At 44.0% G+C, this 14,683-nt stretch carries 10 protein-coding genes; 9 read left to right on the top strand and 1 reads right to left on the bottom strand.

Annotation, left to right across the window (positions count from 1 at the left end; translation table 11 throughout):
- The first annotated feature begins 414 nt into the window (after positions 1-414).
- Together NO559_RS03980 and NO559_RS03975 are read left to right on the top strand one after the other, a co-directional pair.
- Positions 415-5,535, top strand: coding sequence for a hypothetical protein (locus NO559_RS03980; RefSeq protein WP_258330495.1), 5,121 nt, complete (start codon positions 415-417; stop codon positions 5,533-5,535).
- The gene (locus NO559_RS03975; protein ID WP_258330494.1) at positions 5,532-6,368 is read left to right on the top strand and encodes an RHS repeat-associated core domain-containing protein; all 837 of its coding nucleotides are present in this window, start codon (positions 5,532-5,534) and stop codon (positions 6,366-6,368) included. Before NO559_RS03980 ends, NO559_RS03975 begins: the two co-directional genes overlap by 4 nt.
- A 689-nt stretch (positions 6,369-7,057) precedes the next feature.
- Here NO559_RS03975 and NO559_RS03970 read toward each other — a convergent pair.
- Positions 7,058-7,399 carry a hypothetical protein gene (locus NO559_RS03970; RefSeq protein ID WP_258330493.1) on the bottom strand — a complete coding sequence of 114 codons (342 nt, stop codon included), beginning with the start codon at positions 7,397-7,399 and terminating at the stop codon, positions 7,058-7,060.
- Positions 7,400-7,603: 204 nt separating this feature from the next.
- Between NO559_RS03970 and NO559_RS03965 the strand changes: the two genes are divergently transcribed.
- The 7 genes from NO559_RS03965 to nqrE all read left to right on the top strand — a co-directional run bounded on the left by NO559_RS03965 (position 7,604) and on the right by nqrE (position 14,681).
- Positions 7,604-8,941 (top strand): nodulation protein NfeD, encoded by a 1,338-nt coding sequence (locus NO559_RS03965; RefSeq protein ID WP_258330492.1) that lies wholly within the window; start codon positions 7,604-7,606, stop codon positions 8,939-8,941.
- An 11-nt stretch (positions 8,942-8,952) separates the two neighbouring features.
- Positions 8,953-9,708 (top strand): slipin family protein, encoded by a 756-nt coding sequence (locus tag NO559_RS03960; RefSeq protein WP_258330491.1) that lies wholly within the window; start codon positions 8,953-8,955, stop codon positions 9,706-9,708.
- A gap of 404 nt (positions 9,709-10,112) precedes the next feature.
- On the top strand, positions 10,113-11,438 hold the full coding sequence (locus NO559_RS03955) for a Na(+)-translocating NADH-quinone reductase subunit A (RefSeq protein ID WP_258330490.1): 1,326 nt from the start codon (positions 10,113-10,115) through the stop codon (positions 11,436-11,438).
- A 3-nt stretch (positions 11,439-11,441) separates the two neighbouring features.
- Positions 11,442-12,644 (top strand): NADH:ubiquinone reductase (Na(+)-transporting) subunit B, encoded by a 1,203-nt coding sequence (locus tag NO559_RS03950; RefSeq protein WP_258330489.1) that lies wholly within the window; start codon positions 11,442-11,444, stop codon positions 12,642-12,644.
- Complete coding sequence (locus NO559_RS03945) at positions 12,637-13,401, top strand: Na(+)-translocating NADH-quinone reductase subunit C (RefSeq protein WP_258330488.1); 765 nt, start codon at positions 12,637-12,639, stop codon at positions 13,399-13,401. Before NO559_RS03950 ends, NO559_RS03945 begins: the two co-directional genes overlap by 8 nt.
- Before the next feature lie 2 nt (positions 13,402-13,403).
- The gene (locus tag NO559_RS03940; RefSeq protein WP_258330487.1) at positions 13,404-14,066 is read left to right on the top strand and encodes an NADH:ubiquinone reductase (Na(+)-transporting) subunit D; all 663 of its coding nucleotides are present in this window, start codon (positions 13,404-13,406) and stop codon (positions 14,064-14,066) included.
- On the top strand, positions 14,067-14,681 hold the full coding sequence (nqrE, locus tag NO559_RS03935) for an NADH:ubiquinone reductase (Na(+)-transporting) subunit E (protein ID WP_258330486.1): 615 nt from the start codon (positions 14,067-14,069) through the stop codon (positions 14,679-14,681).
- The last annotated feature ends 2 nt before the right edge of the window (positions 14,682-14,683 follow it).

Here is a 14,683-nt window from a genome sequence, read left to right as displayed (position 1 = left end):
ATAGGGGGTCTAAAAAGAATAGTCTAGGGGAATTGATGTGGTCAATGCTTAATTAGTATTAAGTTTCAGAAATGATACCATTACTTTTGTGAATTAATTACGTTTTTTTATGTATCACTGCGTAATATTCTGTTGTAGCCTTTATCTAGTTGCCATTGCATTTGATTGAATAATAATTTTAAGGTTGCTCAAATTGTTTTATAAGGATCAAGGAATGATCAGCTTTTTTATCTCGTCAAAAAATATCATCACATTATTTGTATTCTTAATTTTAACCACTTGATGCTATAGCTAATAACGCTTAAAGCCGGGCGATTAATATTTACATAAGGCTCGGCTTTCAAATTCATGATTTTATTGAAGTTTGATAGCACTAGTTATTAAGATTTTTAAGAAATCCAGGGAGAGGCTTTAGTGGATATTAAATTGTCAAAACTACTTACTATCATAGGTATATTAGCTTCTATATGTCCAGCTATGGCTCAGCAAGACATACCCAATGCAGAGTATCTGGAAAGGGTGGAGGTTAATTATGAACTTTCTCCACATGGTTCTGCTTTGTTGGGCGATAGTGTTGATTTGGCTAGTGGTAGCTTGGCCTTTTCACACATGGATGTTCAGGTGCCGGGTAATTTCCCTTTAGAGGTCGCTATTAGGCGCACCTTTGGAAAAACACACTTTGCCAGCAAAAATTATATGGCATTTGGCGATTGGTCGTTGGATGTGCCGCATATCCGTAGCCAGGCTATGCATGCTAGCTACGTATATGACAAATCTTACGGCATAGTTGGGCCCTGGACTGGGACAACAGAATGCTCTAACGATGATAATTTTATAGAAGATAATCATTATTCAGATGGTTTCCCAGGTCCCAGAAAATACTGGAATGGTTTAACCCTAAATATACCGGGTGTGACGCAGGGTGAAATGTTGCAGCAAACCTTTCTTTCTGGCGCTAATGGTTATAAAACTCGCTCTAACTGGAAAGTTGATTGTTTTGACCGCACCAATGCTGCTGCTAATAAAATCGGTGAAGGCTTTATTGCGACTTCACCAGAAGGCGTCAAATATACATTTAATAAGAAAGCCTTTTATCAAACTCGAATTATACCTATGGGAACTCATTCTATTCATAAGCAGGCTGGCTACCAGGTTTATATGTACGCTAGTAAGGTTGAGGATAGGTTTGGTAATTGGGTTAAGTATGACTATGAAACCTATGATGTAGGCTTGGAATTTTCTAGGCCATTTGCCATTGATGGTAGACGGCTGACAAGAATTACGTCTAGTGATGGCCGAACAATTATTGTGAGCTATCTCCATGCTGCTGATTCTGCTTTACGGGGTCAAACTCAACTAGTTGATTATATTGCCGTGAATGGAAAAAAGTGGCAGTACAAGTATGAGTTCAATCATAGTGGTACCATTGCTAAGCTTGTAGAGGTAACTAGGCCAGACAATACGAGCTGGAAAATTGATTTGAGTGCGCTTGACCTTTCAGCGTCGCTAGAGCATCGAGGGATAGAAGGCTGCGACTTTGATCCATCTACAGCGGCTACTAAAACTATATCGATTACCCATCCTGATGGGGTTGTAGGCACGTTCGAGTTAAAAGAAACCCTGCATGGGCGCACCAATGTCGAATATATACCTATTTATGGGCTTGTTGATGGTCCTAATGGAGGGGGGCATCAGGGAGATATTCAAGATACTATGCTTAAACGCTGTTTTATTGCGACCTCACTGGTTAATAAAAGCTTATCAGGGCCAGGCGTTGCCACTCAAACCTGGAATTATAATTATTCACAAAATAAAGGTGCCTACAAAGGTAATACTAAACCGACAATTTCAGGGCTGGTGCCACCTGCAGGCTATGATGCAGGTGATTTAAAGAGCACAACTGTTACAGCACCTGATGGTGGTAAAACTAAATATTATTACAGCCGTAAGTGGAACTTTTTAGAAAACCAGGAAGTAATGGTCCGTTATTATGATAAAAATGGTTTTACCAAATTACGTCAAGTTGAAAATTTTTATAGCAAAGGAGAGCGGGTAGGTTATGTAATTGCAGTTTGGGATAATGATGATTCTGATAATTTTTACATTAATAAAACAAAAACAATTATAAGGGACTACAAGGAAGGTGGTGAAGATATTTTTACGACTAGATATTCTGACTTCAATACATATGGAGTTCCGAAACTTATAGAAGAGTTAAATAACTTTTCTACAGAGAAAAAGTACACTCAAACTTCTTATATTCATGACACTGCCAATTGGCTAATAAATTTACCAAACCAAACGAAAGTAAGTGACAACAGCAGTACGGGCTATATCACAGTTAAGGATCTAAACTATAAAACAATTAGTTCATCTGGATTATATTCTAATCAAAAAGTTATCAGTGCGGAGTATGTTTACAGTCGACTGGTCAAGACATTTACTTCTTATCATGCTGATGGTAACCCTAAACGTATAGACTTCAATACAGCCAATAGTTGGGTGCAGTTAGATAGTTATAAGCGTGGCAGACCTCAGCTGATTATCCAGCCAGATCGTTATGATAGTGGTACGACTACTAGCGCAAGTCAGGTTGTAGATTATTTTGGTAATGTTACTAACCGTACGGACTGGCGAGGTAATAACACTAGTTATAGCTATGATGATCTGAATCGTTTACAAGTTGTTAATATTGCCGATGTAACCTTTGATGATACAAATATTGTATACCGTGGCAAACAATCCTCAGATCCTTCTGGCTTCAATGGTTCCCTGGTACAAGAAATCACTCGAGGTAGCTTTAAAGAAGTCCGTTATTACGATGCCTTACTACGCATGGTGTTAACAAAAGCAGAAGATGTCACAAATATAGCGGATACTGCTTTTTATCAAAATTTTAAATATGACTACGAAGGTCGTCCTACCTTTCAGTCAAATCCATCGATCTCTTCTATCGAGGGTGACGGTTTTTCGATTGTTTATGATGGGATAGGGAGAGTAAAAAAAGAAGAAGAGGTCGCTACTCAGCTGAGCACTTATTATATCTACAAGCTAGGTAATAAAATCGAAGCAACTAATCCACGAGGCAACGCTACCACAACCAGCTATTTGGCTTATGGCCAGCCTGAGCAGAAAATGGCAAAGATGATTAGCTCGCCGGAGTCTGTGACAACGGAGATTAGTTATAATATTTTGGGGAATAAAACCTCCGTAAAACAAGGTGGGTTTGAAAATAAGTATATTTACGATAGTAACCAGCGGCTATGTAAATTATTTAGGCCAGAGGTGAACTGGACTTATTACAGCTACAGCGCTGACAATATGCTGTCTTGGCGGGCTGAAGGTATAGCTTCTTCAGCTGACACCTGTGATCGCTCGGTGGTACCCGCAACTGCTAAAACATCTTTTACTTATGATTACCAATTGGGTTTGATGGCAACAACCTACCCTGATTTAGTAGTCACTCAGATTTTGGATGGCAATGGTAACCTAAAAGAAATTGATAACAACCTTGTCAAGTTAAACTACGACTATGACAGTCAAAATAACGTTGAAATGGAGTTGATGACACTGGATAACCGGGTTTATCCGCTTCAGCGTGAATATGATAGTCTGGGTTATCAGGAGCGCTTGCAGTACCCATCGGGCAGAACGGTAATTTATACCAATAATGCTCTAGGTCAAGTGACAGCGATACAGCATGAAGTTAATTCTGTGATTTCTAATTTGGTAACCGAGGTCAGTTACCACCCCAGTGGGTTAGCCCATTGGGTTGAATTGGCTAATGGAATTAAATATCAAACGACATTAGATGAGCGGTTACTACCACAGTTTTTAAATGCCAAAAAAATCATAACGGGTACTTATATTAACCGGCTAGAGTACGATTATGACAATAATAAAAATGTATTGAATATCTACGATAAATTATTACCGGCCCATGATATTGGGCTTACATATGACGATTTAGATCGCTTGGATACTGCCAGTGGTTTTTGGGGCGGGGCAGATTTTAATTATGATATGCTGGGTAATATCACTAGTAAGGTAGTAGATGGTCAAGTGCTGACTTATAACTATGATACAACTACCAATCTGTTGGATGCAGTGACGGGCTTCAAAACCTATGACTTCGATTATGACAGTCACGGTAATGTCATTAATAATGGTGAAAGAACGTTTATTTACAATCAAGCTAATCAGCTGACGAGCTCTGGCGCTATTGCTTATATATACGATGGTCATAATCGTCGCGTAAAACAAATTAAAACGTCAGGTACGGCCTATACTGTTTACAGTAAAGCTGGTCAGTTGCTATATCAAGAGAAGCCCACTGGTGAGGTGATTGACCACGTCTATCTAAATGGTAGAGTGATTGCTCGTATTAATAATGCGCCCTCACAAGTTAAATCAGTCTTGCTAACTCCAAATCTTGGTGAGTATGTCTTAACGTGGGCTTCCCACATTGAGGCAGAAGACTATGTGATAGAGGCCTATCAAGAAGGGTTATGGGTTGAGGTGGCTAAACAGGTTGGTAAGCAGTATACCTCGGCCGACGCCGGCCCTTATCGTGTAAAAGCCTGTAACGTGAAAGGTTGTGGTGGTTGGGGGACGCACCCTGCGCTTGTTGAGCCAGAAGCTCCCACGTCGCTAGGCTTGCCGTCTAATGTTATTCGTGATGGTAATGTTACCTTAACCTGGTTAAGTTCAGAGTTTACAGAATACTATGAAGTTGAAACTGTTATTGAAGGTGTAACCAACGATAGTAGCTTGAATGAGCCCTTATACGATACGGTTAAAACGATTGTGATTAGTAACAATGGTAACTATAAGTTTAGGGTGCGCGCTTGTAATGATGCTGGTTGCAGTGACTGGTTAACCTCTGTGGGTAGTGTTAACGTTTTATTTCCGCCCGAACTCCCCTCATCTATTACGGTACCAACGTCATTAGTAACAAATAAAACGATTGCTATTAGTTGGGCAAAGCCTGCCACAACGACTCGCACGGAGCTGTGGCAACAAAAAAACAACGCTGTATGGACGGCGGTGTCAATAACTATGTCAGGTACTTCAACATCGATAAGTGGGGTTACAGACGGGAGCTATAAGTATCGAGTTAGGGCTTGTAATGGTAGTGCTGATGATAGTTGTAGTGGGTGGAAAATATCCACAGTCGTTAATGTAGAAGCGCCCTTTACACCTGCGGTTCCGACTATATCAGCAAGCCAGTACTTCATCAGCTCAACATCGTGTGGTATTAAAGTTGATTGGAGTCAATCCGCTGGTGCATCAAGATATGTAATGCAACGTAAAAATGGTGATGGCGCTTCCTGGGTGACAAAAATTAATGCAAATAAATTGACTTATAGTTTTGCGCGTAATAATTCATTGCCCAAGTACTACTTTAGGGTAAAGGCGTGTAATGATACTCATGGCTTATGCAGCACATACAGAACCATGACTTTTAGTAGTCCGCCCTTATATAGATGTAGTGGTGAGGCTGGTGGCGGTACCGGTGGGGGTAAGCGTAAATGAATATATTAATTAAAAAGTTATTTATCACGGTATTATTTTTGTGTTTCGCTAATGTTGCGATATCTGAGTCTGTAGTGTTTGTGCAAACAGATTTGTTAGGGTCACCTGTTTTGGAAACAGATGAGGCTGGGAATATTTTAGGGCGCTCTTATTATAAGTCATATGGTGAGACGAAGGATGGCCAACGCGAAGGCGTGGGTTATACCGGGCATTTGGAGGATGCGGATTTAGGGCTGACTTATATGCAGGCTAGGTATTATGATCCTGTGTTGGGGAGGTTTTATGGGAATGATGCGGTTGGGTTTGATAACGTGCATAACTTTAATCGGTATGCTTATGCTAATAATAACCCTTACTTGTATATTGACCCTGATGGTAGGGATGTTCAAATTTCATTTGCTATAAAGAGCGGAGGAGGGGCGGCAATTGCTGGTGAGCTTTCAAGAAATTTAGTGATTAACTTTGGGAAGGATGGGGTTACATATCAATCATCAGCAACAAAAGCATACGGAGTTACAACGCCTCAATTATCAACAGTTTTAGAAGTAGGTTTGCATAAAATGGATAATATTACTGATTTCCTTGGCGAGGGGATAGATTTTACAGTTGATGGCGATGCGGGGCTTGCGGTTGGAGCTACATTGCACGGGACTTCTCCTACAAACAATCCTGGAGGTAATGCTGCTGACATTACAGGGGTAAGTTTTGAGGCTGGAGTAGGTGTTTCAGCTACAATTGTAGGAGGGGCTGTAGTGGCTACGGATACAGTAGCTACGGGAGATGTTAAAAATGTTAAGGATTTTGTAGAAGGATTTTTTAAAGAGGAGATGTAGTAATGAGATTAAATTTTTCTGAGCTATCATGATGGATATTTTAATTAATATATTTATTTCAGTGGTTTTTTTATTGGTTTTTGTTTTTGTTGTATCAAGATTAATAACTCTTCTGATAATAGATTCAATATTGAAAGAAATGCGTAAAACCGATTTTGATGCATATCAAATAGTTGTTGGTTTCGAGAAAAAAAGCTGGATAGAACGCGGTTATTATTCATTTCTTGATTACCGAGTTCTTAGCCGATTGAATAAAAAAATATTGGCAGGTGACATGAGTAATTATATTAACAGCAGAGCAGAGGCGTATTACTTGGTTAGTAGGAAGTTTCAGACCGTGTCTCTGTTTCTATTAGTTTTGTCGTTTTTGATATTATTGATTTCTTTATTTGTTCGTTATATCTGATAGTTGAAGTGGGTTTTGAGGCGGAATTGAAGTATGGGACATAGTGAAGTATGGGGTCAGAGTGAACCTCCCCCAGTTTAACGGATACTTTAAATAAGCGACAATATCGCTCAAGGAGTATCTTAATGACAACAGAACGTAAGCCCTATAACTTTCGAGCTCGGCAACGCCGTGGCCATGCTCATCAAATTTAAGTGGCGATATAAATTTAAGCTTTATTTCTCCCCTCCCATCAATTGAGCTACTAAAAAAATATAAATTAATTAATCAGGCTATACTCAGCCTACCCCAACTGATCCACCATCACAGCATTAGTGTAAACCAAGCTGCCATCACTGGCGCGGTGGCCTACTAAATGAAACTGGCCTCGGCCGCTATTTGGGCTTATATAAACTCTTGCCTGGCAGTCTGAGAGTGGCCCGCAGTCGTCGGGGGTTTTTAGCTCCAGTTGATTGATGTCCAATGGCAGCATGACGTCGCGGTCACTGCTGTTTTGCAGCTTGTCTTCTAGCTGCTCCATCTTTAAATGGTCTTGTTCACTGATGCGAAAGTGGATCATGCCTATAGGCATGGATTTGGGTGCGCCTTGGGGTTTGCACCAGCCGTCTAGGGTCAAGGTATTCATCTAGGGCCTCCAGCTAATATTGCTTACTATAAGTTTAGAAAATTGCTATTAAGCGATGAGAATTAAACAGCCTAACTGAATGGCTTTTTATAATATTTGCTATAGGGCAGTATAGGTTGGGCATGGGCTGGTGGCGCGGTAGCAAGGTGTTAGCGCTGGCAGGGTCTATACTCAAAGTACTATGAGCTGGTCGGATACTTGCGCATGAGCAAGCTAAGTAAAATATTTTGCCTAATCCTATTGCTGGCATTGAATAGCGGTGCCGCCGCCAGCTCGGTCTGGCTGTTGGATCTGCGCGGCGCTGTAGGCCCAGCCTCTGCCGATTATTTAATCCGTGGCATTAAACAAGCCGAGCAAGCTAAAGCTGATTTGTTAATACTGCGCATAGATACCCCCGGTGGGCTGGATAGTGCCATGCGCGATATCATTAAATCGATAATCGCCTCCCCTGTGCCTGTAGCCAGCTATGTGGCCCCAAGCGGTTCGCGCGCAGCCAGTGCGGGCACCTATATTTTATATGCCAGTCATATTGCGGCGATGGCACCTGCCACTAATTTGGGGGCGGCAACACCAGTGCAAATTGCCAGCCCCAGTTTACCTTCAGCCCCAAAGCCTGATGCCGAAAAGGCCAAGCCCGATAGCGATAACCCTGCCAAGCCTGCCAATGCCATGGAGCAAAAGCTGATTAATGATGCTGTGGCCTATATAGAGGGCTTGGCAGATTTGCATGGCCGCAATAAGGCCTGGGCGGTTAAGGCGGTGCGCGCAGGTGCCAGCCTTGCTGCGGAGGCGGCCTTGGAGCAACAGGTAATAGATATTATTGCCAGCGATGTTGATGATTTGTTGCGCCAGCTGCAGGGGCGGCAAGTCACGGCAGCGGGGCGTAGCTTAACTTTAGCGCTGGGTGATGCGGCCGTTCACCACCACCAGCCCGACTGGCGCAACAAGTTTTTAATTGTCATTACCGATCCTAATATTGCTTATATTTTAATGATGGTGGGGATTTATGGGCTTATTTTGGAGGCCTACAACCCTGGTACCTTATTTCCCGGCATTATCGGTGGGGTGTGTTTATTGCTGGCGCTGTATGCTTTTCAAGTACTGCCAATCAGCTACGCCGGCTTGGCGCTAATCGCACTGGGGGTCATGTTAATGGTGGCCGAAGCCTTTGCGCCTAGTTTTGGTATTTTAGGCTTAGGTGGCGTCACCGCCTTTATCATAGGCTCTATTATTTTGATGGATACCACCATACCGGCTTACCAAATTGCGCTGCCGGTGATTTTGAGTTTTGCTACGGCTAGCGCAGCGGTGCTGGTCTTTGTGCTGGGTATGATTGTGCGTGCCCGCAAGCAACAGCTGGTGTCTGGCATCTCGCCCATGCAGGGCTTAACTACGCAGGTGGTGGCCATGCACAAGGGTAAGGCCATGGTGCAATTACAGGGCGAGCAATGGCAGGTAAGCTGCCAGTCAGAGCTACAACCGGGTGATAGGGTGCGGGTAATTAAAGCTGAGGGCGTTATTTTGCAGGTGGATAAACTATAGGAGCATATAGCATGGCGACACTTTACTATTACGGCCCTTTATTGGCGCTGGCGGCAATTTTTTTACTGTCGCTATTCCGAGTGCTAAGGGAGTACGAGCGCGGGGTGATTTTTATGCTGGGACGCTTTTATAAGGTTAAAGGGCCAGGGTTGATTGTGGTCATACCCATATTGCAACAAATGGTGCGGGTGGATTTGCGCACCGTGGTGATGGATGTGCCTACTCAGGACGTAATTTCGCGCGACAATGTTTCAGTCAAGGTCAATGCGGTGGTGTATTTTCGGGTAATCGACCCGCAAAAGTCCATTATTCAGGTAGAGGATTTTCTCAATGCCACCAGCCAGTTGTCGCAAACCACTTTGCGCTCGGTGCTAGGGCAGCACGAGCTGGACGAAATGCTGGCTGAACGGGAAACCCTTAATGCCGATATACAAGAGAGCCTGGACAAGCAAACCGATGCCTGGGGCATTAAAGTCTCTAACGTGGAGATTAAGCATGTGGATCTGGACGAGAGCATGATACGCGCCATTGCCAAGCAGGCCGAGGCCGAGCGGGAGCGCCGCGCCAAGGTGATACACGCCGAAGGTGAAGATCAAGCGGCCGCCAAATTGTTAAGTGCCGCCCAAACCCTGGCGCAAGAGCCGCAGGCGATACAGCTGCGCTATATGCAAACCCTCACTGATATCGCTGGCGATAAAAGCTCTACCATAGTGTTTCCCTTGCCAGTAGATATCTTCCAAACCATGGCCAGCGTCAAGCCCAAATAGGGCGGCAATAGGCGGTATTCGGCTATGGGCTTATGCGCACAGCCAGCCTCGCAGGGTGCTAAATTGGCTATTTTTAGCCGCTGTTGTTTGCTGTGGGAAACACCATAAGCACCTGCCTTGCAGTCGATGTTTACCCTAATTACGCCCTAAATTCCCCGCAAAACCCCTGTGATATCAGTTAAATAGGGGTTTTACATATAGCTATTCCCTGCCTAGGTCTTTATAATTGCGCCCATTTTTGGAGAGGTACGCCTGCGGTTTGTGGTTCTGGCGAATGTTCGACCTATTTTGGTCTATGCTTACGCTGGAGTTTTGGGGTGATTTATCATCAATAACAAACTAAACAAGCGTGTTTCCCCTTAATTTTTACACTTAACGCTCACTAAAACGAGAATCGGCATCCTATGATTAAAATCAATCGGGGTTTGGACTTGCCTATTACTGGTGCGCCTGAGCAGGTTATTCAAGAGGGCCCTAAAACTAGGGCCGTTGCGGTAATCGGCTATGACTATGTTGGGATGAAACCCACCATGGCGGTGCAAGCAGGAGATAGGGTCAAAACAGGCCAGCTAATCTTTACTGACAAGAAAACTGACGGTGTACAATTTACCGCACCAGCCACCGGCGTAGTTTCGGCTATTAACCGTGGTGACAAGCGTGTATTTCAGTCACTGGTTATCGATGTTGAGGAAGATGAATTTGAATCTTTCCCACAACTAGATCCAGCGACTGTGAGCCGTGAAGACGCTGTTGCAAATTTGGTTAACACTGGCCTGTGGACTGCGTTTAGAACGCGCCCCTACAGCCGTGTGCCAGCACCTGCCAGCCAAGCTAGCTCTATCTTTGTTACGGCCATAGATACCAACCCACTGGCAGCTGACCCAGCTGTAGTGATTGCCGAACAAAAGCAAGCCTTTGCCGATGGCCTTAATGTTATCGCCAAACTTGCTGCTAAGGTTTTTGTTTGTAAGGCTCCAGGTACTGACGTACCTAGCGTTGCTGGCGTGCAGGCCGAAGAATTTGCTGGCCCACACCCTGCAGGTTTAGCCGGCACCCATATACATCACTTAGATCCAGTAAACGCCAACAAGTTTGCCTGGACTATAGGCTACCAAGACGTTATCGCCATAGGTAAAACCTTCACCGAAGGTAAGCTATACACCGATCGCGTTATCGCCTTAGCTGGTCCACAGGTAGAGCAGCCACGCTTAGTGCGCACGCGCCTAGGTGCTGATTTGCAGCAATTAACTGCAGGCCAGTGCAAAGCCGGTGAGAACCGTATTATTAGCGGTTCTATATTAGGTGGCCGCAATGCTCAGGCTTCTGTTTCTTACTTAGGCCGTTACCACAATCAAGTGAGTGTATTACTTGAAGGTGATGAGCGTGAGTTTATGGGCTGGATGTCTGCTGGTGCGAATAAGCACTCAACCTTGGGCATTTATATCTCCCAGTTTATGAAGAGCAAGCTGTTTAACTTTACCACCACCACTAATGGCAGCGAGCGCGCCATGGTACCGGTAGGTAACTACGAAGCAGTAATGCCTTTAGATATTTTACCTACTCAATTACTGCGTTCATTAATTGTGGGTGATACAGAAATGGCACAAGCTTTAGGTTGTTTAGAGCTTGATGAAGAAGATCTAGCCCTATGTACTTATGTATGTGCGGGTAAATATGAGTATGGTCCGATTCTTCGCGATAACCTGACTCGCATAGAGAAGGAGGGTTAACCCATGGCGCTAAGAAAAATATTAGATGATTTAGAGCCGCACTTTCACCAAGGCGGTAAATGGGAAAAGTGGTATGCGCTTTACGAAGCTGCAGACACTATTTTTTATACTCCGGGTTCAACTACCAAAACCACGGCTCACGTACGCGACGGTATAGACCTTAAGCGCATGATGATTACCGTTTGGTTATGTGTATTCCCCGCCATGTTTTTTGGTATGTGGAATATTGGTTTTCAAGCTAACAGCATTTTAGCTGCCGACCCTTCTATCGTTGTAGGCGAGGACTGGCGTTATGCCTTACTAGGCTTGTTTGCTGGTAATGACCCCAGCAGCATTTGGGATAATATGTGGTTAGGTGCCATGTACTTCCTGCCCGTATATGCGGTTACCTTTATCGTAGGTGGCTTCTGGGAAGTGCTGTTTGCGATGAAACGCGGCCATGAAGTTAACGAAGGTTTCTTCGTAACCTCTATTCTATTCGCGTTAATCTGCCCACCGTCTATTCCTTTATGGCAAGTGGCCTTAGGTATTACCTTTGGTGTTGTTATAGGTAAGGAAGTATTTGGCGGCACCGGTAAAAACTTCTTAAACCCTGCTTTAGCGGGCCGTGCTTTCTTGTTCTTCGCTTACCCTGCGCAAATGTCGGGTGATGCGGTTTGGACTGCTATAGATGGCTACACCGGCGCTACCGCTTTATCGATCGCTGCCAGTGACGGCATGGCTGCCTTACAGCAAGCCATGACTTGGAACCAGGCCTTTATCGGTAATATCCAAGGCTCCATGGGTGAGACTTCAACTTTAGCCATTTTAATTGGTGGCTTAATCCTGTTGTGGACGCGCATTGCTTCATGGCGCATTGTTGTGGGTGTGATGTTAGGTATGGTGGCTACGTCTACCTTATTTAACCTCATAGGCTCAGACTCTAACCCCATGTTTGCCATGTCTTGGGAGTGGCACCTAGTGTTAGGTGGCTTTGCCTTTGCCATGTTCTTTATGGCGACTGACCCTGTATCGGCTTCTATGACGGATGCCGGCAAATGGTTCTTTGGTTTGTTGATAGGCTTCATGGTAGTCATTATCCGTGTGGTTAACCCAGCATTCCCAGAGGGCATGATGCTAGCCGTTTTATTCGCTAACTTATTCGCGCCGTTCATTGACCACTTTGTGGTTCAGGCCAATATTAAACGGAGGCTTGCACGTGTCTAAAGAAACAACATCAAAAACTATTACCGTAGCCCTGGCGCTATGTATTGTTTGTTCTATGGTGGTCTCTGGTGCTGCAGTTCTTTTAAAAGACATGCAGAAAGCCAATAAATTATTAGACCGTCAAACAAATATTCTTGCCGCTGCGGGTTTGCTAGACGCTAGCAAGCCGGTTACTGAGCAATTTGAACAGGTTAAAACCCGCATAGTCGATTTAGACAAGGGTGTTTTTACCGACCAATTTGATACAGCAACCTTTGACCAGCTACGTTTAGCCAAAAACCCTGAGCAGTCAGTGGTATTGGGCGAAAACGACCAGGCTAAAATCTTACGTCGCGAAAACTACGCTGTGGTTTATGTGATCGAAAAAGCGGGCGAACTAGACAAAATTATTTTACCTATTCGCGGTAAAGGTCTGTGGTCAACTTTGCACGGCTTCTTAGCTTTAGAGGATGACTTAAACACCATCGCTGGTTTGGGCTTTTATGATCACGCCGAAACTCCTGGTTTGGGTGGTGAAGTAGACAACCCTAAGTGGAAGTCTATGTGGCCTGGCAAAAAAGCCTACCAAGGCGACGATGTCAAAATTCAACTGGTTAAAGGCTCAGTAAACCCTCAATCGTCAACTATAGCCTATGAGGTTGATGGTTTGGCGGGTGCGACCTTGACCAGCCGCGGTGTAACCAATCTCGTTCAGTTTTGGCTGGGCGAAATGGGTTTCCAAAAATTCCTCACTAACTTACGTGCAGGGGAGGCTTAATCATGTCTAAGATTAAAGACTCTTTAATAGAGCCCATTTTTAAGAACAACCCCATTGCCTTACAGGTGTTGGGTGTTTGTTCTGCCTTGGCGGTTACTTCAAGCTTAAAAGTTACTCTGGTTATGTGTTTGTCTGTAATCGCAGTAACCGCTTGTTCTAACTTTTGTATTTCATTAATCCGCAACCATATTCCTGGCAGCATTCGTATCATCGTACAGATGGTAATTATTGCCTCGCTGGTAATCGTGGTAGACCAAGTGCTAAAAGCTGTTGCTTATGAAATCAGTAAGCAGCTTTCGGTATTTGTAGGCTTAATCATTACTAACTGTATTGTTATGGGTAGGGCAGAAGCCTTTGCGATGAAAAACTCGCCTATCCCTAGCTTTTTCGACGGTGTAGGTAATGGCTTGGGCTACAGTGCGGTATTGGTTTTTGTAGCGGTAATTCGTGAGCTGTTTGGCTCAGGTAAATTAATGGGCTACGAGATACTGCCTTTAGTTAACGATGGCGGCTGGTATATCCCTAACGGTTTATTACTATTACCACCTAGTGCGTTCTTCTTAATCGGTTTATTTATTTGGGCTTTACGTACCGCTAAAACTGATCAAGTTGAAACTCCTGAATTCAAAATGGCGAAAAACACTAGCGCCCAGGAGAGTGTGTAAATGGAACATTATCTGAGTTTATTTGTTAAAGCGATTTTCATCGAAAACATGGCGTTAGCCTTCTTTTTAGGCATGTGTACGCTATTGGCACTTTCGAAAAAAATGCAGGCAGCTATAGGCCTGGGTATTGCGGTAATAGTGGTGTTAACCATCACTGTACCGGTCAACTACCTGATCTATAACTATCTGCTTAGAGAAGGCGCTTTGGTTTGGATTAGCCCAGACTACGCAAGCGTGGACCTAAGCTTTTTGGGCTTATTGAGCTACATCGGCGTAATCGCTGCAATGGTTCAAATCCTGGAAATGTTTTTGGACAAGTTTATACCAGCGCTATATAACGCACTGGGCGTATTCCTGCCTTTAATCACTGTAAACTGCGCCATCATGGGTGCTTCACTCTTTATGGTTGAGCGTGAGTACGGTTTTGGCGAGTCTGTAGTGTTTGGTGCCGGTTCGGGTATCGGTTGGGCGCTGGCAATTATTCTTTTGGCGGGTATACGCGAAAAGATGAAGTACAGCGATGTACCTGCAGGCCTGCAAGGCTTAGGCATTACCTTTATCACCGTTGGTTTGATGTCGTTAGGCTTCATGTCATTCGGTGGTATAGACCTGTAACC

The sequence above is a fragment of the Dasania sp. GY-MA-18 genome (assembly GCF_024734385.1).
Classification (GTDB): Bacteria; Pseudomonadota; Gammaproteobacteria; order Pseudomonadales; family Dasaniaceae; genus Dasania; species Dasania phycosphaerae.
Note: the sequence above shows the minus strand (reverse complement) of the source record. Positions and strands in the feature narration are given on the sequence as shown.

Bases quoted from the DNA above. Each gene is read 5' to 3' on its own strand.
- NO559_RS03975 (WP_258330494.1), top strand. From the start codon at position 5,532: ATGAATATATTAATTAAAAAGTTATTTATCACGGTATTATTTTTGTGT.
- NO559_RS03970 (WP_258330493.1), bottom strand. From the start codon at position 7,399: ATGAATACCTTGACCCTAGACGGCTGGTGCAAACCCCAAGGCGCACCC.
- NO559_RS03965 (WP_258330492.1), top strand. From the start codon at position 7,604: ATGAGCAAGCTAAGTAAAATATTTTGCCTAATCCTATTGCTGGCATTG.
- NO559_RS03960 (WP_258330491.1), top strand. From the start codon at position 8,953: ATGGCGACACTTTACTATTACGGCCCTTTATTGGCGCTGGCGGCAATT.
- NO559_RS03955 (WP_258330490.1), top strand. From the start codon at position 10,113: ATGATTAAAATCAATCGGGGTTTGGACTTGCCTATTACTGGTGCGCCT.
- NO559_RS03950 (WP_258330489.1), top strand. From the start codon at position 11,442: ATGGCGCTAAGAAAAATATTAGATGATTTAGAGCCGCACTTTCACCAA.
- NO559_RS03940 (WP_258330487.1), top strand. From the start codon at position 13,404: ATGTCTAAGATTAAAGACTCTTTAATAGAGCCCATTTTTAAGAACAAC.
- nqrE (WP_258330486.1), top strand. From the start codon at position 14,067: ATGGAACATTATCTGAGTTTATTTGTTAAAGCGATTTTCATCGAAAAC.